We start from the raw sequence: 18,215 nt of genomic DNA, 5'->3' as shown, positions 1-18,215 counted from the left end.
ATGGCCACGGTTTCTTCCAACTCCTCGTTGGCGCCCACCCATTCCCCCCGAGGGCGGCTCAACGGCATTCTGTTCGTTGCATTGTTTGCGCTGGCAGTCACCCAATTGGCAGCCCTGCCCAGCATTGCCAGCATCGGCATCAGCCCCTTGATTGTTGGGATAGTGGCCGGCGCCCTGTACGGCAACGTTCTGCGCGACGCCGTACCCGCAGGTTGGGCGGCCGGCATCAACTTTTCCGCACGCCAGTTGCTACGCATCGCCGTAGCCTTCTTCGGCCTGCGCGTGAGCTTGCAAGAAATTGCCGAGGTCGGCTGGGCTGGGCTTTGCGTTTCTCTGCTGGTGGTCAGCAGCACGCTGTTGATCGGCTGGTGGTGCGGCACCAAGCTGATGAAGCTGGACCGCGACACCGCGTTGCTGACTGCAGCCGGCAGTGCGATATGCGGTGCTGCGGCAGTGCTCGCGTTCGAATCGGCGCTACGCAGTGCTCCTCACAAAAGTGCCATGGCAGTGGGCAGCGTGGTGTTGTTCGGTACGTTGTCGATGTTCCTTTTACCATGGGCGATCAACGCTGGCTGGCTGCCGCTGGACACACTGGGTGCCGGCCTGTTCCTGGGCGGCACCGTGCACGAGGTGGCTCAAGTCGTGGGCGCGGCCAGCAACGTCAGCCCTGAAGCCACGCACATTGCGACCATCGTCAAGATGACCCGCGTGATGCTGTTGGTGCCGGTGCTGCTGGTGGTGGGTATCTGGGTCAGCCGCTCACGCCGGCCGGGCCTTGCCCAGGGCAATGGTCCCATCACCCTGCCCTGGTTCGCCTTCGGCTTCCTCGCCCTGGTTGTGGTGAACTCGCTGCAGGTACTACCGGGCAGTGTGACCCAAGCAGTCAATAGCCTGGACACATTCGCCCTGACCATGGCCATGACCGCCCTCGGGATTCAGACGCGCTGGAGCCAGATCCGTCAGGCAGGCCCCAAAGCACTGGTCACTGGCGCACTGCTCAACGTATGGCTCGTCGCGGGTGGCCTGGCAATCACTTTGGCCGTACAACGCCTTTTAGGTTGACGTGCAATGATCGGTATGGTGTTGTCTTACAAGGATGTTTTTACCTGCACAGGAACGACTTAGATGCCTCAACGCCACGTCATCAATGCATCCGTCAGCCCCAAAGGCAGCCTGGAGACGCTGTCGCAACGTGAAGTCCAACAATTGAGTGAAGCCGGTAGCGGTACGCTCTACACCTTGTTCCGCCAGTGCGCCCTGGCCATTCTCAATACCGGCGCCCATGTCGACAATGCCAAGACCATCCTTGAGGCTTACAAGGACTTCGAAGTCCGTATCCACCAGCAAGACCGGGGCGTACGCCTTGAACTGCTGAACGCGCCTGCCGATGCTTTCGTCGACGGCGAAATGATCGCCAGTACCCGAGAAATGCTGTTCAGCGCCCTGCGCGACATCGTTTACACCGAAAGCGAACTGGCCAGCCAGCGCATCGACCTGGAAAGCTCCCAGGGAATCACCGATTACGTTTTCCATTTGCTGCGCAACGCCCGTACCCTGCGTCCGGGTGTGGAACCCAAAATGGTCGTGTGCTGGGGTGGCCACTCGATCAGCAGCGAGGAGTATCAATACACCAAGAAGGTCGGCCATGAGCTGGGCCTGCGCAAGCTGGACATCTGCACAGGCTGTGGCCCGGGCGTGATGAAGGGCCCGATGAAAGGTGCCACCATCGCCCATGCCAAGCAGCGCATGCACGGCAGCCGTTACCTGGGCCTGACCGAGCCTGGCATCATCGCTGCCGAGGCGCCGAACCCTATCGTCAACGAACTGGTGATCCTGCCAGACATCGAAAAGCGCCTTGAGGCCTTCGTCCGTGTCGGCCACGGCATCATTATCTTCCCTGGCGGTGCCGGCACCGCTGAAGAGTTCCTCTACCTGCTCGGCATCCTGATGCACCCGGACAACCAGGACCTGCCCTTCCCAGTGGTGCTTACTGGGCCGCGCAGCGCCGAACCGTTCCTGCAACAGCTGCATGCCTTCGTCGGCGCCACCCTTGGCGAAGCCGCGCAGCGTCACTACCAGATCATCATCGATGACCCGGCGCAGGTCGCGCGGCAGATGGTCGAAGGGCTCAAAGAGGTCAAGCAGTTCCGCCGCGAACGCAACGATGCCTTCCACTTCAACTGGCTGCTGAAAATCGACGGAGGCTTCCAGCACCCGTTCGATCCAACCCACGCCAACATGGCCGAATTGGCCCTGAGCCGCGATCTGCCCCCCCACGAGTTGGCCGCCAATCTGCGCCGGGCGTTTTCCGGCATCGTGGCGGGCAACGTGAAGGACAAGGGGATCCGTTTGATCGAAGAGCACGGGCCGTATCAGATCCGTGGCGATGCGGCGATACTCGAGCCGCTCGGCCGCCTGTTGCAGGCATTCGTCGACCAGCACCGCATGAAACTACCAGGCGGCGCAGCTTACGTGCCTTGCTATCAGGTGGTGACCTGAGGGAGCCGGGGCCGCACGTCGGCCCCGCTTGTCACAAGCCGGCCAAGGTACGATTCACCAGGCGGATGCTGTCACGCCCCCCGCGCTTGGATTGATACAACGCCACATCCCCCTGCTCGATCACTGCTGCCAGGCTGGCTGGCGGCTGGTCGAACAGGTTGGCGCCAATACTCAAGGTCACTGCCTGCGGGGTCGGCATCCCCTCCCTGGCAAACGTTTGGAACTGCTCGCGCAATTGGCTGCCCAGCTCCACCACTTTATCGCTGCTGGCATCGCTGAGCAGAATCACGAATTCATCGCCACCCAGCCGCGCGGCCAGCGACCGCTCCGGCAGCACTGCGCGAATCATTTCACTTAAGGCAATCAACAGACGGTCGCCAGCGGCATGCCCGTGCAGGTCATTGACCAGCTTGAAATTGTCGATATCGATCAGCAACAACGCACCTGGGTGTGTGGGACTGACCGCCTTGAACAGGTGCGGTGCGCGAACTTCCAGGGCACGCCGGTTGTACAACGCTGTCAACGGGTCACGGGCGGCCAATCGGGCAATGCGCTCTTCCCGGCGATAACGAACAGTGCCGGTCATCGACAGCGCAATAAGCATCAGTGCCATTGCCCCCTCCACCAGCGAGATCTGGATGATCAAGCCGCCAAAGGTTGCCAGGTCGATCAGCGAACCGGACGTCAAAGCCACGATCGCCTTGGCCACATAGAACAGGCCATGGAACAGCAGCACGTAACGCAGTTGCACCGCTCCCACACTCAATGATTTGCCATGGGGCCGTAGCAGCCAGCTGGCCTTCAAGGTCAACAGTGCCACCAGCAGCGAGTTGACGGTCAGCATGACTTTCGACCATTGCGGCCCCACTGGCAGCAGCAGCAAGCCAAACCACACCAGCACGATCAGCAGCCACCCCCGCGAAAGCCGGGTTTGGGTAAAACGCACCACCCCGGCCAGGAAGCACGCGTGCGCGACCACCAGCAAGCCATTGGCAAACCAGATCCCGATCAGCAGCAGGCCGATCCCGCGCAGCAGAGCCAGGGTCGAGCCGACTGTGATGGTGGCAAAACCTGCACTCCAGAACAGCAGCGAAGTTTCGCGGACACTGCGCCACTCGATCGCCAGGTAGAACGCCGCAGCAGCGGCCAGGGCGACGGTGATGGTCAGCATCGTAGGTGGATCAAGCGCCATATACGGATTGGCCTATCTGGTTAACGAGAAAAGGCTGATTGTATGCGCTTGAGAGAACTTTTCAGAGGGGCGACACTTCGCTTTGCATGCAAATGAATAGCTCCCTGCAAGCTGTGCATGTCCTGGCCTGGTTGGCGACCTAACGCTCCAGGCCTGAAGTTGATCTTAGCGGATGCTTGCCAACAAGGATTCGCACAGCCCAGCAAAAGGGCCGCCTGTGTCCGCCGCCGGTCAGAGCATTCGCTTGATCAATGGCTCAAGCCGGCTGTAGCGTAAGCGGCGCAGGAGTTTGCGTACGTTCTTGGGGTGCTCGGCCTTCTCGCCCAGTTCGGCGACCGTACTGATTTGTGGAGCATGCCGGCGGATACTCTCGAGCTCCACCGCACGCGGCACCCGCCATTGTCCCTGGGGATCGTCGATCAGCAGGCCGTTTTCCAGGTCGAGGTTGAACCCGCGTGGGTTAAGGTTGTTGCCGGTCAACAGGGAATAACGCTGGTCGATCCAAACCCCTTTGGCATGAAAGGTATGCCCTGGGTCGTTCCAGATACGTATCTGCAGTTGACCGCTGGCGACGGCGGTGTGACGGCGCCGTGCAAAAGCTCGCAGGTTATCCTCGTACAGGTAAGGCAAAGCGCCGCTGGCACTGAATGGCTCACCAGGCGCGATATAGAAGTCATTGGCAGTACGGTGGCCGACAATCAGCTCGATACGCACGCCACGGTCCAAGGCATGGTCGATCTCACGCATCACCACGCGCGGGGGGTTGAAATACGGGGTACTGATGACCGCCTGCTCATGCGCTTGAGCCAGCAAAGCGCAGATTGTGCGGTTGAGCGGGTTGCCGCGACCCACCCCGAGCAATGGGATCACCCGCAACCCCTGCCCTGCCACCGCCGCCGGCGCGTCGTACGCCATGCGCCGAAGGCGTGCGCGCAGGCGCCGTATGTCGCCGCGCAGACTGCGGGTAGGCGGGGGCGCTGGGAGGTCCAACCGAGGGGTCGCGGTATGATGCAAAAGGCGCTGAACCAGGTCGACCATGGAGTCGGCCAGCCCCGGCGAATGGAACAGGTGATAACGGTCAAGCCGGTAACGATCGAAGCGGTGCAGGTAGACATTGTTGAGGCTGGCACCGGTATAGATCACGCAGTCATCGATCACGCTGCCTTTGAGGTGCAGCACGCCGAACAACTCACGGGTCTGCACCGGTACGCCATGGATCACGATGTCGAGCCCATGCAACTGGCGCTGGGCCTGGTACCAGGCTGCATTGCCCGGTTGGCGCCCGCCCCCCAGCAAGCCACGGCGGGCGCGGAACCAGTCGACCACGATGATCACCTGCAACTGCGGCCGGTGCGCTTTGGCCTGGTAGAGCGCGTCGAGCACCTCCTGGCCGGCCTCGTCCTCCTGCAAGTACAGTGCAACGATGACGATGCGCCGCGTCGCCGAGGCAATGCGCTCGAGCAGGCAGGTGCGATAGGCCGCGGCATCAGGCAGCACCTGGACCGCCTCGGGGGCAATGGCGAAGCCCGGTAGCGCCGCCAGCATGGATTCGGGGTTCACGTACGATCACCTTCCTTTTTATAGTCAGGACCATTCCTGGCCGTTGCGCGGGGGTTTAAGATCAGCCCGGCGACGACCCTTAATAACAAGACATCCACAAGGCCTGTTTTTCCACTGCCCCTGACCCACTACGCCTCAGCTTGCACAGGAAGATCGCAATGGTCCACCCCCTTGCTACCGGCCAATCCCTACCGCCAACCAGAACCTTCGGCTTTCTGGTGTTGCCAAACTTCACCACCATCGGCCTGGCGTCGGCTGTGGAAACCCTGCGCATGGCCAACTTGGCCGCGCGTCACCCGTTGTACCGTACCGTGCTGATTGCCGCCAGTGCAGAGCCAGTGGTGGCCAGCAACGGCATGCGGGTGCTGCCCGACTACAGCATTGCCCAGGCGCCAACGCTCGATGCGCTGTTCGTGGTCGGTGCCAACCCGATTGATCGCAGCCGCAGTGGCGCACGGCCGCTGATCGACTGGCTACGGCAACTGGCCCATGAACGTTTGCCGCTAGGCGGGATCTGCACGGGTAGTTATCTGCTGGCCAAAGCCGATCTGCTCGCTGGCTACCGCTGCACCATCCACTGGGAAGACTTGCTGACCCTACAAGAGCAATTTCCCGGCATCATCATCTCGAGCCAGCTGTTCGAGCTGGACCGCGACCGCTTTACCTGCTCCGGTGGCGTCGCGGCGATGGACATGATGCTGCAACTAGTGGCCCGCCAGGAAGGCGGCCAGGCCATCGCTGCCAAGGCCGCGGAGCTACTGTTGTGCGACCGCGTGCGAGGGGAGCGCGAGCGCCAACGGGTGCCGCTGCGCACCTTGCTAGGCAGCGCTCAACCCAAGTTGAGCCAAGTGGTAGCGATCATGGAAGCGAACCTTGAAGAGCCGCTGGGGCTGGAAGAACTGGCCAGCCTCAACGAAGTGACGGTGCGCCAGCTAGAGCGACTGTTCCACAAGTATCTGCAGCGCACCCCCAGCCAGTATTACCTTCAACTGCGCCTGTCACGGGCAAGGGAGATGCTATTGCACAGCGATGTGCAGGTGCGCGAGGTGGCGCTGGCGTGTGGTTTTAGCTCACCGGCGCATTTTTCCAAGAGCTACAGCCGCTTCTTCGGCCTGTCGCCACTGGGCGAGCGGCGCCAGGCCTCTTTGCATTGACGGCTTTGGGGCATCAATCCTTCAATGGCGAATGTGCTGTCTCCTTGCACATCAGCATCGCCACCAGGGCTACCAGCGCCGCCACCAGCAGATAGCCAGCCGGCGCCAGCTTATTGCCACTGGCCTGGATCAACCAAGTCGCGATGAATGGAGCTGTGCCGCCGAACAGCGCATTGGCCAGGTTGAAGCTCAGGGCGAAACCACTGAAGCGCACTGCGGTCGGGAAAATCTCGGCGAGCAGGCACGGCAAGGTGCCGTCATTCATGGCCAGCATGGCGCCGAAGATGATCTGGATTGCCAGGATCACCAGCAGCGGCTGGCCATCGAGCAGCTTGAACAGCGGCACCGTGAAGCCCAGAAACAACAGTGAAGCCACTACCAGCATGGTCTTGCGCCCGAACTGGTCGGACAGCCGCCCCATCAGAAAAATCAGGCCGATGTAGGTCGCCAGGGATACCGTCGAGGCGATGAACGCGTCACGCTCACTCATACCCATTTCGCTGGAGAGATAGGTTGGCATGTAACTGAGCAGCAGGTAGAACGCAACGGCATTGAGGCATGTGACGCCCAGGCCGATGGCCAGGCTGCGACGGTGATGGGTCAACAGCACGCCGATCGGCGTGGCAGTCATGCCCGTCTTGTGCTCCAGGCGCTGCTCCATTTCCAGAAACTTCGGCGTGTCCTGCAGGTTCATGCGGATGTAGCGACCGACCAGGCCAAACGGTGCCGCCAGCAGGAACGGCAGGCGCCAGCCCCAGCTGTGCAGAGCCTGGCTACTGAGCAGTTCATGGAGTGCTGCGACGAATGCTGCGCCGAACAGCAGCCCCGCCGCCGTACTGGCCGGCACGATACTGGTGTAGAGCCCGCGTCGCCCAGCGGGGGCGTACTCGGCCAGAAATGCCGCTGCGCCGGTATACTCACCCGATGCCGAAAAACCCTGCACCAGCCGAATCACTAGCAGCAGGCATGGCGCCCACAGGCCGATTTGTGCATAGCCGGGCAGCAAGCCGATGCAGAACGTGGAAAGTGACATGATCAGAATCGACCATGACAGGGCGTTGCGCCGTCCATGGCGATCGCCCAAGTGGCCCCAGACTACGCCGCCCAGTGGGCGTACCAGAAATGACAGGGCAAACACCGCAAAGGTCGCCAACAGGCCACTGGTCTTGTCGGCCTGGGGGAAGAAGGTGGCGGCAATGATGGTCGCAAGGTATCCGTATGCTGCGTAGTCGAACCATTCGACGAAATTACCCATGAAGCTGGCTCGCGCGGCCTTGCGCAATGCCTGGCGTTCGGCGCCGGCTGCAGCGCCGTCGAGGGTGGGGATATTGAGCGTGGTGCTGGACATGACGGGTTACCCTCTGATTGTTCTAATTGGAGGCAGGGTGTTGGGGTCATACGGTCATTATTGTTGTGGTGCCAGCAGGCCTCTTCGCCGCAGTGATGGCGAAGGGGCCAGGCTGCGGTTTACTTGCGGATGATGTTGTGCTCCGGCCCATACGGGAACTGGGTGATATTCTCAGCCCCCTGCTCATTGACGATCAGGATGTCATGCTCGCGGTAGCCACCCGCCCCTGGCCGCCCCTCGGGCAACATGATCATGGGTTCGATCGACACCACCATGCCCGGCTCCAGTACCGTGTCGATATCTTCGCGCAGTTCCAGCCCGGCCTCGCGGCCGTAGTAGTGGCTGAGCGTGCCGAACGAATGGCCGTAGCCGAAGGTGCGGTACTGCAGCAGGTCGTGACGCAGGAATATTTCGTTCAGTTGCTGAGCGATGTCGCAGCAGCGCATGCCTGGGCGCACCAGCTTCAGACCGGCCTCATGCACCTCGACGTTGGCCTGCCAGAGGCGCAGATGATCGTCGGGGCAATGGTCGAGAAACAGGGTGCGCTCCAGCGCTGTGTAGTAGCCGGCAATCATCGGGAAGCAATTTAGGCTGAGAATGTCACCTTTATTGACTTTGCGGCTGGTCACCGGGTTATGCGCACCGTCGGTGTTGAGCCCTGATTGGAACCATGTCCAGGTATCCATCAGCTCAGCGTCGGGAAAGCTGCGAGCGATTTCGCGGACCATCGCCTGGGTAGCATGCAGAGCCACTTCATGTTCTGGCACCTGATCGCGCAGCGCTTCGACCACCGCCGCTCCTCCGATGTCGGCGACCCGTGCGCCGTGACGGATCAGTGCCTGCTCCTCGGCCGACTTGATCATGCGCAGGCGCATGCATGGCACGCCGATGTCCAGCAGTTCGGCCCTGGGGTAGCAGGCCGCAAGTTTGGCGTGGTTTTGCAGGTTGAGATGGTCGTATTCAACGCCGATGCGCGAGGCCAGTGGCAGAGCTTGCTGGATGGCTATGAAGTAGTTATCGCGCTGCCAGTCTGTATACACGATGTTGTCGGTGCCCACCGTGCGCCGCCAAGGCTGGCCACCGTCGATATTGGCGCTGATCGAGACGACCTTGTCCTGGGTGACCACCAGTGCATAGGGGCGACCGAAGGAGCAGTAGAGGAAATCGCTGTAGTAATTGACGTTGTGGTAGGAGGTGAAGATGGCCGCTTCGATGTCCTGCTCGGCCATGTAGGCCCGCAGCCGGGCATGACGGGCGGCGTACTCCTGTACAGAGAAGGTCGGCTTGACCTTGTCGCCATTACGGATTTTCAGGGTATGGGGCATTTGCATGGTCGGTGTTCCTTGTCGTTGTGAGCACGCTGTTCAGGCCGGCCGCCTGGAAAGCATTGCAACAGAACCGACAAGGGCACTTTTGTATCTATCCGACCTGCAATTGGCGCGTTACCCCTATGAAGCGGTGCGCGGCATCAGGTCATAGGGGTGCTTCCAACCTGGTAACGCCCGAAGCCGCTGCTTCCAGGCTTCGATATGGCCGAATTCGCTAAGCACGATGCCGGTATCTTCGGGCATGAACACATACCCAGCCAGCGACAGGTCAGCGATGGTCAGCCGCCTGCCGACCATGAACGGCGTGTTGGCCAGGTGCGCATCGACAACCCGATAAGCCGCCTTGGCACGCTCGCGCAAAAAACCGGTCACTTCGGTCTCGCCGGTCTGCTTCAGGCACAGCAGAAAACGCAGCATGGCGTAGTAGCTGGTGAACTTGTGGTTGTCGAACAGCATCCAGCGCCAGATTTCACGCCGCTCATCTTCGTCACCTGGGCCGTATTGCCCCGTGCGCTCGGCGAGGTAATCGAGAATCAGCGCCGACTGGGTAAGGCGCTGCCCAGCATGCTCAAGCACCGGCACCTCGCCCTGTTCGTTCAACGTTTCGCGCCATTGGCTATCACGTGTCTGGCCGTGAAAGAAGTCGACGAACACCGGCTGCCAGTCTTGGCCGGTGAGTTCGAGCATCAGTGCAACCTTGTAGGCATTACCGGACTCGGCGAAGCAATGCAGCGTGTATTCAGACATGGCAGGCACCTTCGATGTTTGCATGAACGGTCGCCCCAGTGGCATCGGCCAGTTTAGCGCTTGCGCTGCATCCAGGCTGCGCCCAGGCCGCTGAGGCAGATGATGGCGATACCCAGCAGGCTCGCGCTATCGGGCATCTGGCGGTAGATCAGCAGCCCCAGCAAGCCTGCGAAAACGATCTGGCAGTAGCTGAACGGCGCCAGCAGCGCCGGGGCGGCGTGGCGGAACGCTTGAGTCAGCAACAGGTGGGCGCTCATGCCAAAGCCTCCCAAGGCAAGCATCAGCAGCGCGTGGTCCCAGCGCGGCACTTCCCAGAAAAACGGCACCAGCGCACTCATCACCAAGGTGTTGCACAACCCGGCGTAAAAGTTACTGGTGGTGGGGCTGTCGTGGGCCGCCAGAATGCGCGTGAGCAATTGGTAGAAGCAAAACCCGAGGGCCGAGCCGAACGGGTACAAAATGGCTGGGGTGAACATCGCGCCACCGGGGTGGACAACCACCAATACGCCAATGAAGCCCAGCACCACGGCCACCCACTGGCCAACGGTGACCCGCTCCTTGAGCAGCGGAGCCGACAGCGCTGTAACCAGCACAGGCGCAAGGAAGTTGACCGAGGTGGCCTCGGCCAATGGCAGGTACTGCAGGCCTGTGGTGAACAACAGGCTGGTGCTCAGCAGGCTCAGCGCACGCAATGTTTGCAGCACTGGCCGGCGGGTACGCAGCACATTGAGGCCTGATTTGGGCAGGAAGATCCCGGCCATCAGCAGCGTATGCACCACATAACGTGCCCACACCACCATGACGATCGGGTACAGCCCGCCGAGGAACTTGGACAGGGCATCGTGGCTGGCGAACAGGAACGTCGCCACCACCACCAGGGCGATGCCACGCAGGGGTTGGTTGACTCCGGACAGCGGTGTGCTGGAACTCATGGCGTACTCGACGGCGGCGCGGCTCAATGCTGCGCCAAGGGAAGCTGCGACAGCACGGATTCTAGAAGAGATACGACAACGTGAGGAAGTTCATTTCAACGCTTTGCAGGGTGGGTGCAGCAATACGTTCGCTGATCGACCACTTTCTGCCTCGCCGGCATGGCCCCTGACGGCCAGAGCGCGCACTATCGATCGCGGACCTTCGACTGCTAACAAGGAGTTTTCATGCACCGGCTTACAACCACCAACGGCCTTGACATGCCCTGCATCGGCCTGGGCACCTGGCCGATGACCGGTGATGCCTGCAGCCGCGCTGTGCAGCAGGCACTGGAGCTGGGCTACCGCCATATCGATACGGCCACTGCCTACGACAACGAGGCGGCCGTTGGCCAGGCGCTGCGCGCAAGCAGCGTGCCGCGCGAGCAGATACACCTGACCACCAAGGTCTGGTGGGATCGCCTGGCCCCCACAGCCATGCGCCAGTCGCTGGAAGACAGCCTGCGCGCGCTGGGCACTGAGCAGGTCGACCTGTTCCATATCCACTGGCCTGGCAAGGACTGGGACCTGGCCCGGAGTATCGAAACCCTGGTGGCCCTGCGTGAAGAAGGTAAGGCGCGCAGCATTGGCGTGGCCAACTTTCCGCTCGGCCTGCTACGCCGGGTAATCGAGGAGCTCGGCGCGCCGCTTTCGGCGATCCAGGTCGAATACCATGTACTGCTCAGCCAGAAGCCAATGCTCGATTATGCACGCCAGCATGACCTGGCGCTGACGGCTTACTCGCCGCTGGCTCGCGGCCACGCGGCGCAGCAGTCGGCCATTCAAGAGATCGCCAGCAAGCATGGCGTGCTGCCCAGCCAGGTCGCACTGAAGTGGCTGTTGGACCAGGACGGAGTCGCGGTGATCCCCAAAGCCAGCACTCGGGAGAACCAGCTGGCCAACCTGGCGGCGCTGCAGGTGCAGCTTGATGATGCCGACCGGGCACTGATTGCAGGGTTGGCCAAAGATCAGCGCTTGGTCAGCCCGGACTTCGCGCCCGACTGGAGTAGCTGAAGGCTGCAACGCCGCCAGGGGACCAGCGCTGGCACTATAGGCTGACCTGTTTCAGGCGCTCGCTAGCCGGCACCGGGCGCCCGTACAGGTAACCCTGCAGGTGCGAGCAGCCTTCAGCTCGCAGCCGCTGCATCTGCTCCTGCGACTCTACGCCTTCGGCCGTGGTCTTGATCATCAGGCTATTGGACAGCTCAGTGATGGCGCGCACGATCGACATTGCCTCACGGCTGTCACACATATCGTGGACGAACGACTTATCGATCTTGATGCGGTCGAACGGGAACGCGCGCAGGTAACCCAGCGAGGAATAGCCTGTGCCGAAATCATCCAGCGAAATGGAAACACCCAAGTCCTTCAAGGCACGCAGAGTGCGCACGTTTTCCTCGCTGTTGCCCAGTAGCACCGACTCGGTGATTTCCAGCTCCAGGCGCTGCGGCGCCAGCCCCGAGTCCGCCAGGGCCAACGCCACGGTATGAACCAGATTGGCGTTCTTGAACTGCACAGGCGACAGGTTGACCGAAACCGTCTGTTCTGTGCCCCAACTGGCGGCTTCCTGGCAGGCCAGGTTCAGTGCCCGCGTGCCCAGTTCATGTATCAACCCGGTTTCTTCGGCGATGGGAATGAAATCCAAGGGCATGACCATCCCACGGATTGGATGCTGCCAGCGCAACAGAGCCTCATAGCCGGTCACAGCATTGGTCTGCTGATCCACCACGGGTTGGTAGTGCAAATGCAACTGCCCCAGGTGCAGAGCGGTACGCAGGTCGGTTTCCACCAGCCGGCGCTGGCGTGCGGCGACGTCCAGTTCCAAATGGAAGCACTCGTAGCGATTGCGGCCGTTGCGCTTGGCCTCGTACAAGGCCATGTCGGCGTAGCCCAGCAGTTGTTCGCCGTTTTCATTGTCTTCGGGAGCCAGGGCGATGCCGATGCTCAAGCCCACGGAAAACTGATGCCCTTCGATATGGAAGGGCGGCCTCATCGCCTCGATCAGGCGCTTGGCGGTCGCGCAGGCAGCGTCGCGGCTGTCGAGTTGGGCCAGCACCACGGCAAACTCGTCACCGCCAAGCCGGGCCAGCGTATCGTCCTCGCGTAGCTCGCTGCGCAGCCGCTTGCCCAGGGCTCGCAGCAGTTTGTCGCCGTAACCATGGCCGAGGGAGTCATTGATGTTCTTGAAGTTGTCCAGGTCCAGGCACAGTGTGGCGGTCAGTTGTTGGTTATCCCGCCCCCGGGCCAGCGCCTGCTTGAGGCGCTCGTGAAACAGTGTTCGGTTGGGCAGGCCGGTGAGGGCATCGTGGTGGGCCATGTGGTGGATCTGGGCGTGGGCGGCCAGTTGCTCAGTGGCGTCTTCGGCCACGAACAGCACGTAATCGGCCTGGCCCTCGCATTTCTGGCTGAGCAAAGCACGGCTGCGAAGCGTGCGCGAGCCACCGGCGGTATCGACTAGGGTTTGGGCGGCGAAGCCTTTGCTGCTGCGCGCCCCCCGGCTGAGCTGAGTTTCCAGATAAGCCGCTACGGCAGGTGCCAGGCATTCCCTGGGCGTATGGCCGATCATGGGCTTGCCAGGTTGCCCGAACAGCTGCTCGGCCTGCTGATTGGCGAGCAGGATGCGCTGGCTTTGCAGGTCCTGAACGATGACGCTGGCGGGAATGTTGGCGATGACCGAGTCCAGGAACTGCGACAGATTGGCCATTTCCTGGCTGTACTGCTCGGCAAGCTCCTTGGCCTGCAGCAATTCCAGCTCCTGCTGGCGGCGTTCGGAAATGTCACGCGTGACTTTGGCGAAGCCTACCAGTTGGCCTTGATCGTCCCGCACTGCCTCGATCACCACATGGGCGTGAAAGACTGTGCCGTCCTTGCGCAGGCGGGTACCGATCTCTTCGAACCGGCCGATGTTGCGGGCCTGTTCGAGGTTCTGCTCGGGCAAGCCTGCGCAGCGGTCGGCTTCGCTGTAGAACAGCGAATAATGCTTGCCGACGATTTCTTCGGCACGATAGCCCTTGGCTCGCTGAGCGCCAGGGTTCCAGTTGGCCACTACCCCGTCCGGGGTGAGCATGTAGATGGCATAGTCCACCACGCTCTGAATCAACAGCCGGTACATGATGTCGGGGTTGGCGGCTAACGACATGTAATTTACCTGAGCGTGCATCATGCTCGAATGAAACACGGGCCAGCTCGGCCAGAAGTTGTGAAAGAGTGATGGCATTATGCCTTGGCCGGAAATTTTGTGAAGCGTTTCACAAAAACTGGCTGATTCACCTTCAATCAGTGCAAAACGGACGTTATCTGGTAAGTCAGCAACTGGGGGTCATCGCCTGGGAATATCCGCTGCGCAGGCCGGTGCAAGTCGCTCACCACAGCGTTGCAAAACGCAACCGCGCCAGTGTCCAAAGCGTGGCAGCGCAACAGCCAGTCACCAGGTTGCGTGAGCAGTTCGATGGCTACGGCCCGGCCTATGCCCTGACGTCGATAGCGCTTGAGGATGAACAAATCCGCAAGCTCCATGGCATCGATGCCGGGCAGTTCGCTGCGCTCCAGCAGCACGAAGCCTGCGATGAACCCATCGACCAGCACCAGGTTGGCACTCCAGCCAGGGCACTGCCAGTAGCGTACAAGATGGTCTTCATGGATGTAGAAGCGGCCATCGACCTCCACATCTTCCTGCTCCCAATCGGAAGACTCATAGGCATAGAACTGATAGAGATTGCGAATCAGATCAGCCTGATCGGCCGTGGTGCGTTGTAGTTCGATGGGCAGCATGAAGAAAGCAGCTCGGTCAAATTGAGCATTGTAAGGCTTTTCCGGCCGCTGCCCGCACTGTAGGAGCTTTCTACATAGGGCCAATTGCACTCAACACCTTGTATGTAGGAATACGCCATGTGCTTCGCTAAATTGCCATTCCCGGCACGCAGCCGTGCACTGCAGCACAGTGCCGCTATCCCGAAGGAGAAGCCATGAGCAAGCCCCACGCGTTCCAACTCTCTTATACGGTCAGCCCAATCGATAGTCGTTATGAGAGCGACGCCGCCAGCGCCCGCAGCTACTTGCGCGAGCAGATGGGCTGGAAAACCACGGACAAAATCGAAACGACGCTCCTGGGTGAGCTGGACCTGGGCCCAGGCACCCTTGAAGAGAAACGCAAGGAAGCGGGACGGTTGGTACGCGCCTGCATTCGAGACGCGTTCAAAACATTGGAGGTACACAAGACAGTCGGCTTCGCCGGCAGCTTACTGGTGAGCGGCCTGGCCCCAGCCATAAACATCAGCATCAGCCCCGACTGAGCGCCTGGGCCTCAGGCGCCAGCGTCTGAGGCCGCAGGGTCATTTTTCTTCCAGCACCGACCTGCCCTTGACGGCACGCGGCCCGCGCCAGGCCCAGAACAACAACCCTGGGAACGGTGCGTAAACAACGAATACCACCCACAGCATCTTGCGCTCAGCGCGCCGGTCGCTGCCGATGATATGCCAGATGGCCATGATCTCCAGCAGGATGACCAACACCGCGACAATGATCCAGACCGTTCCGATTTCCATGAGCACTCTCCTGTTGGCATGTACAAATTGGGCCGCTGACAGACCTGAGGGTTCATTTCAATTCTAGTGGGCCATAGTGCAGTCCACCTCAGTGCGCAGGCGAATCGGCCATGGCCGCCTTGAGTGCCTGAGCCTCAGCGAAGGCCTGCTGGCGCACCAACACCCCGTCTTTCAACTGCAACCACAACACTTGCCCGGCGGGCACATCGTAACGGCTGGCCACTCGCCCATCGCGGTCGAGCATGACCCGATAGCTGTAATCGCGCATCGCCGGGACAGCGAACAGCTTGCTAATCAACGCTGGCATCCGTTGGATGTCTGCCACGAACACGGCGTCGCGCGATTCCAGGTAGCCCTTGGGTGTTTCGGCCAGGGCCGCTTTGACCAGTTTTGCGCCATCCATGTCCTGGGCCACCAGCAACACGTGCGTGTTGGCATTGAGGCTGTACGGCTGGTCATATTGGTCGAGCAAGGTCCAAGGCGCCAATCGGGTGCCGGGCTCCAGGGCGTTGGCCAGCAGCGGCATTAGCGCTAACAACAAGGCAGCGGGGTACTTCATCGAGATTCTCCAAAGCAATAGCGTCAGCATAGCTGACTTGCCTCAATACGACCTTCAATACACCAAGCCCACCCAGGCGATTGTCTTTCGCGAAGGCTGCAGCCACACTCTGCCGGCAAGCCAGGAAGCGGAGCCTAGAGTGCCTACCCCACGTCAGTTCAGCAAGAAGACCAGCACCAGTAACATGCTGCGGCTCAAAGCCAGCGGCGGTTCTGCGCAAGCGCCCTACCGCGTCGACTTCATCCTGCTTGAGCACTTCTCGATGGCCAGTTTCACCGTGGCACTGGACGTGCTGGTCACCGCCAACTTGCTGCGTGCTGACAGCTTCCGGTTCACACCGCTGTCCCTGACGGGTGATCGGGTATTGAGCGACCTGGGCCTGGAGTTGGTGGCCAATGAGTTGACCTTGAACGAACTCAAGGAACTTGACTTGCTGATCGTCTGCGGTGGCCTGCGCACCCCCCTCAAGTACCCCGAGCTCGACCGCCTGCTCAGCGATGCCGCCGCCCACGGTATGGCCTTGGGCGGCTTGTGGAATGGCTCTTGGTTCCTTGGCCGAGCCGGCGTGCTCGACGACTACGGCTGCAGCGTCCACCCAGAACAGCGCGCCAGCCTAGCCGAACGCAGCCCGCAAACCCGCATTACCCCGGCCAGCTTCACCTTGGACCGCGACCGTCTCAGTGCCGCCAGCCCCAATGGTGCCATGGAGCTGATGCTCGGCCTGGTGCGTCGCCTTTACGGCGACGGGCTGGCCGAAGGCGTGGAAGAAATTCTCTCGTTCTCTGGTGCCCGCTATCGCCAGGTAGGGCCCGGGGCGAAAAAATCCATGAGCCTGCACCTGCGCACCATCGTCGAGCTGATGGAAAACAACCTCGAAGAGACCCTGAGCCTCGATCAGCTGGCTGCCTACAGCGGCCGCTCGCGCCGGCAAATCGACCGCCTGTTCCAAGCACAGCTTGGCACCTCGCCGCGGCGCTACTACATGGAGCTGCGCATTACCAAAAGCCGCCGCCTGCTGCAATATTCCGACCTGTCGGTAATGGAGGTAGCAGTGGCCTGCGGTTTCGTCTCGGTATCGCATTTCAGCAAGTGCTACGCCGCCTACTTCGGCTACCCACCTTCACGGGAGCAGCGGTTGGGCGAATAAGGCGCTTCAAGCCCGGATATAACTCAGGACAGCGTCGCAGATCATTTGCCTGTGACGCTGTTTGACTTGCTCGTCGGCCAGGTCGATCTGAAAGATGTCACCGAAGGTATGGCGGTTGGACACTCGATAGAAACAGAAAGCGCTCATCAGCATGTGCAGGTCGATGACCTCGATGCCGGGGCGAAACACCCCCTCCTCCACACCACGCGCCAGGGTGCTACCCAGGGCTTGCAACACCAGGCTGCTCATCTCCCGGATGGCCGGGGACTTCTTGACGTACTCACCGTAGTGAATGTTTTCGGTGCTGACGATGCGCACGAAATCGACATTGCGGTCATGGTGATCGAAAGTGAACTCGGCCAGCCGGCGGATTGCCTGCTCGGCCGGCAGCGATTCCAGCTCCAGATTCTGCTCGGTCTTGCGGATGTCGCCGTAGAGCTTTACCAGGCATTCGACATACAGCTGCTCTTTGCTACCGAAGTAGTAGTAGATCATGCGCTTGGAGGTGGCCGTACGCTCAGCGATAGCGTCTACGCGTGCACCGGCCAGGCCTTGCTGGACGAATTCGTTGATGGCGGCCTGGAGGATGTCCTCACGGGTTTTCTCGGGGTTGTTCTTGCGCGGTTGGCGCGTAGCCGAGGGTTCAGGCGGGCTGAGGGGGGCTACGGGGTCGGTCATGGAGGCTCACGGGAATGATTATTGGAATTGACCAGGGATTATCCGTGAGTGAGCGGATGCAGGGAAGCGGCTATTGCCAAGGTGATTGTCTGAACTAATGCGCAGCAACGCCGACCTAACGCTCTGCCAGACCATGCATTGTTCATAACAGAGGAATCACTTGACCATGAAGCGTGAACAGATCGAAGGGATTGCTGAGAAAGTGGCAGGCAAGGCGCAGAGCGCGGCAGGCCAGTGGCTGGAAGACCCTGAGCTCGAAGCACAGGGAGATGCGCGCCAAGTGTCAGGCGAGGTGACCAAACGCTATGGCGATGCCCTGGATAACGTATCCGCGTTCGTCCGGGAGAAGCCGCTGACGGCACTGGCCGTGGCTGCGGGCCTGACACTGTTTGTCAGCCGCTTGTTGCGACGCTGATTTGCGCAGACGGCAATGCCGTCGCGCTCCCCTAGCATTGGGTTCAAGGCACCGGTTCACCGGTGCCTTGTCGCAT

Annotated in this window: 18 protein-coding genes; 7 read left to right on the top strand and 11 right to left on the bottom strand. The window is 61.1% G+C overall.

Translation table 11 applies throughout. From position 1 onward, the window contains the following. Entirely contained in the window at positions 1-1,062 is a 1,062-nt protein-coding gene (locus tag ACK59H_RS14080; protein WP_060478429.1) for a YeiH family protein, read from the top strand. Positions 1,063-1,125: 63 nt separating this feature from the next. Beyond that, positions 1,126-2,499 (top strand): nucleotide 5'-monophosphate nucleosidase PpnN, encoded by a 1,374-nt coding sequence (ppnN, locus tag ACK59H_RS14075; RefSeq protein WP_060478430.1) that lies wholly within the window; start codon positions 1,126-1,128, stop codon positions 2,497-2,499. Between the two features lie 31 nt (positions 2,500-2,530). Here the strand turns inward: ppnN and ACK59H_RS14070 are convergent, their stop codons facing one another. Further along, positions 2,531-3,691, bottom strand: coding sequence for a GGDEF domain-containing protein (locus ACK59H_RS14070; RefSeq protein WP_081016650.1), 1,161 nt, complete (start codon positions 3,689-3,691; stop codon positions 2,531-2,533). A gap of 231 nt (positions 3,692-3,922) precedes the next feature. Beyond that, positions 3,923-5,251 carry a CDP-diacylglycerol--serine O-phosphatidyltransferase gene (gene pssA, locus ACK59H_RS14065; RefSeq protein ID WP_081016651.1) on the bottom strand — a complete coding sequence of 443 codons (1,329 nt, stop codon included), beginning with the start codon at positions 5,249-5,251 and terminating at the stop codon, positions 3,923-3,925. A gap of 158 nt (positions 5,252-5,409) precedes the next feature. Here pssA and ACK59H_RS14060 point away from each other — a divergent pair, with 158 nt between their 5' ends. Further along, the gene (locus tag ACK59H_RS14060) at positions 5,410-6,405 is read left to right on the top strand and encodes a GlxA family transcriptional regulator (RefSeq protein ID WP_060478433.1); all 996 of its coding nucleotides are present in this window, start codon (positions 5,410-5,412) and stop codon (positions 6,403-6,405) included. Between the two features lie 13 nt (positions 6,406-6,418). Here the strand turns inward: ACK59H_RS14060 and ACK59H_RS14055 are convergent, their stop codons facing one another. The 4 genes from ACK59H_RS14055 to ACK59H_RS14040 form a co-directional block, all read right to left on the bottom strand. Next, positions 6,419-7,753 carry an MFS transporter gene (locus tag ACK59H_RS14055; RefSeq protein WP_409264573.1) on the bottom strand — a complete coding sequence of 445 codons (1,335 nt, stop codon included), beginning with the start codon at positions 7,751-7,753 and terminating at the stop codon, positions 6,419-6,421. Positions 7,754-7,872: 119 nt separating this feature from the next. Next, on the bottom strand, positions 7,873-9,084 hold the full coding sequence (locus ACK59H_RS14050) for a M24 family metallopeptidase (RefSeq protein WP_060478435.1): 1,212 nt from the start codon (positions 9,082-9,084) through the stop codon (positions 7,873-7,875). Positions 9,085-9,201: 117 nt separating this feature from the next. Then, positions 9,202-9,828 (bottom strand): glutathione S-transferase, encoded by a 627-nt coding sequence (locus ACK59H_RS14045; RefSeq protein WP_060478436.1) that lies wholly within the window; start codon positions 9,826-9,828, stop codon positions 9,202-9,204. 53 nt (positions 9,829-9,881) lie between these two features. Beyond that, a complete protein-coding gene (locus ACK59H_RS14040) occupies positions 9,882-10,760 on the bottom strand; it encodes a DMT family transporter (RefSeq protein ID WP_060478437.1) in 879 nt (292 codons plus the stop codon). A 225-nt stretch (positions 10,761-10,985) separates the two neighbouring features. Here ACK59H_RS14040 and ACK59H_RS14035 point away from each other — a divergent pair, with 225 nt between their 5' ends. After that, the gene (locus ACK59H_RS14035) at positions 10,986-11,810 is read left to right on the top strand and encodes an aldo/keto reductase (RefSeq protein WP_060478438.1); all 825 of its coding nucleotides are present in this window, start codon (positions 10,986-10,988) and stop codon (positions 11,808-11,810) included. Between the two features lie 34 nt (positions 11,811-11,844). Here the strand turns inward: ACK59H_RS14035 and ACK59H_RS14030 are convergent, their stop codons facing one another. Together ACK59H_RS14030 and ACK59H_RS14025 are read right to left on the bottom strand one after the other, a co-directional pair. Then, the gene (locus ACK59H_RS14030; protein ID WP_060478439.1) at positions 11,845-13,935 is read right to left on the bottom strand and encodes an EAL domain-containing protein; all 2,091 of its coding nucleotides are present in this window, start codon (positions 13,933-13,935) and stop codon (positions 11,845-11,847) included. 137 nt (positions 13,936-14,072) lie between these two features. Continuing rightward, a complete protein-coding gene (locus tag ACK59H_RS14025) occupies positions 14,073-14,567 on the bottom strand; it encodes a GNAT family N-acetyltransferase (protein WP_409264572.1) in 495 nt (164 codons plus the stop codon). A 194-nt stretch (positions 14,568-14,761) separates the two neighbouring features. On the opposite strand from ACK59H_RS14025, the gene ACK59H_RS14020 reads away from it, so the two are divergent. After that, positions 14,762-15,088, top strand: a complete 327-nt coding sequence (locus tag ACK59H_RS14020; RefSeq protein ID WP_060478441.1) for a hypothetical protein — start codon at positions 14,762-14,764, stop codon at positions 15,086-15,088. 39 nt (positions 15,089-15,127) lie between these two features. Here ACK59H_RS14020 and ACK59H_RS14015 read toward each other — a convergent pair whose 3' ends face one another. Together ACK59H_RS14015 and ACK59H_RS14010 are read right to left on the bottom strand one after the other, a co-directional pair. Continuing rightward, positions 15,128-15,340, bottom strand: a complete 213-nt coding sequence (locus tag ACK59H_RS14015) for a PLDc N-terminal domain-containing protein (RefSeq protein ID WP_060478442.1) — start codon at positions 15,338-15,340, stop codon at positions 15,128-15,130. An 88-nt stretch (positions 15,341-15,428) separates the two neighbouring features. Next, entirely contained in the window at positions 15,429-15,899 is a 471-nt protein-coding gene (locus ACK59H_RS14010; protein WP_060478443.1) for a hypothetical protein, read from the bottom strand. A gap of 139 nt (positions 15,900-16,038) precedes the next feature. On the opposite strand from ACK59H_RS14010, the gene ACK59H_RS14005 reads away from it, so the two are divergent. Then, positions 16,039-17,046, top strand: a complete 1,008-nt coding sequence (locus ACK59H_RS14005) for a GlxA family transcriptional regulator (protein ID WP_060478444.1) — start codon at positions 16,039-16,041, stop codon at positions 17,044-17,046. Between the two features lie 6 nt (positions 17,047-17,052). On the opposite strand, the gene ACK59H_RS14000 is transcribed toward ACK59H_RS14005, so the two are convergent. Further along, positions 17,053-17,724 (bottom strand): TetR/AcrR family transcriptional regulator, encoded by a 672-nt coding sequence (locus ACK59H_RS14000; RefSeq protein ID WP_060478445.1) that lies wholly within the window; start codon positions 17,722-17,724, stop codon positions 17,053-17,055. A gap of 166 nt (positions 17,725-17,890) precedes the next feature. Here ACK59H_RS14000 and ACK59H_RS13995 point away from each other — a divergent pair, with 166 nt between their 5' ends. Then, entirely contained in the window at positions 17,891-18,139 is a 249-nt protein-coding gene (locus ACK59H_RS13995) for a CsbD family protein (RefSeq protein WP_060478446.1), read from the top strand. The last annotated feature ends 76 nt before the right edge of the window (positions 18,140-18,215 follow it).

The sequence above is a fragment of the Pseudomonas sp. KCJK9000 genome (assembly GCF_046230725.1).
Taxonomy (GTDB): Bacteria; Pseudomonadota; Gammaproteobacteria; order Pseudomonadales; family Pseudomonadaceae; genus Aquipseudomonas; species Aquipseudomonas promysalinigenes.
Note: the sequence above shows the minus strand (reverse complement) of the source record. Positions and strands in the feature narration are given on the sequence as shown.

What these genes read in the sequence shown, in the direction of transcription:
- ACK59H_RS14080 (WP_060478429.1), top strand. Translation starts at nt 1, where the DNA reads ATGGCCACGGTTTCTTCCAACTCCTCGTTGGCGCCCACCCATTCCCCC.
- ppnN (WP_060478430.1), top strand. Translation starts at nt 1,126, where the DNA reads ATGCCTCAACGCCACGTCATCAATGCATCCGTCAGCCCCAAAGGCAGC.
- ACK59H_RS14070 (WP_081016650.1), bottom strand. Translation starts at nt 3,691, where the DNA reads ATGGCGCTTGATCCACCTACGATGCTGACCATCACCGTCGCCCTGGCC.
- ACK59H_RS14060 (WP_060478433.1), top strand. Translation starts at nt 5,410, where the DNA reads ATGGTCCACCCCCTTGCTACCGGCCAATCCCTACCGCCAACCAGAACC.
- ACK59H_RS14055 (WP_409264573.1), bottom strand. Translation starts at nt 7,753, where the DNA reads ATGTCCAGCACCACGCTCAATATCCCCACCCTCGACGGCGCTGCAGCC.
- ACK59H_RS14050 (WP_060478435.1), bottom strand. Translation starts at nt 9,084, where the DNA reads ATGCAAATGCCCCATACCCTGAAAATCCGTAATGGCGACAAGGTCAAG.
- ACK59H_RS14045 (WP_060478436.1), bottom strand. Translation starts at nt 9,828, where the DNA reads ATGTCTGAATACACGCTGCATTGCTTCGCCGAGTCCGGTAATGCCTAC.
- ACK59H_RS14040 (WP_060478437.1), bottom strand. Translation starts at nt 10,760, where the DNA reads ATGAGTTCCAGCACACCGCTGTCCGGAGTCAACCAACCCCTGCGTGGC.
- ACK59H_RS14035 (WP_060478438.1), top strand. Translation starts at nt 10,986, where the DNA reads ATGCACCGGCTTACAACCACCAACGGCCTTGACATGCCCTGCATCGGC.
- ACK59H_RS14030 (WP_060478439.1), bottom strand. Translation starts at nt 13,935, where the DNA reads ATGTCGTTAGCCGCCAACCCCGACATCATGTACCGGCTGTTGATTCAG.
- ACK59H_RS14025 (WP_409264572.1), bottom strand. Translation starts at nt 14,567, where the DNA reads ATGCTGCCCATCGAACTACAACGCACCACGGCCGATCAGGCTGATCTG.
- ACK59H_RS14020 (WP_060478441.1), top strand. Translation starts at nt 14,762, where the DNA reads ATGAGCAAGCCCCACGCGTTCCAACTCTCTTATACGGTCAGCCCAATC.
- ACK59H_RS14015 (WP_060478442.1), bottom strand. Translation starts at nt 15,340, where the DNA reads ATGGAAATCGGAACGGTCTGGATCATTGTCGCGGTGTTGGTCATCCTG.
- ACK59H_RS14010 (WP_060478443.1), bottom strand. Translation starts at nt 15,899, where the DNA reads ATGAAGTACCCCGCTGCCTTGTTGTTAGCGCTAATGCCGCTGCTGGCC.
- ACK59H_RS14000 (WP_060478445.1), bottom strand. Translation starts at nt 17,724, where the DNA reads ATGACCGACCCCGTAGCCCCCCTCAGCCCGCCTGAACCCTCGGCTACG.
- ACK59H_RS13995 (WP_060478446.1), top strand. Translation starts at nt 17,891, where the DNA reads ATGAAGCGTGAACAGATCGAAGGGATTGCTGAGAAAGTGGCAGGCAAG.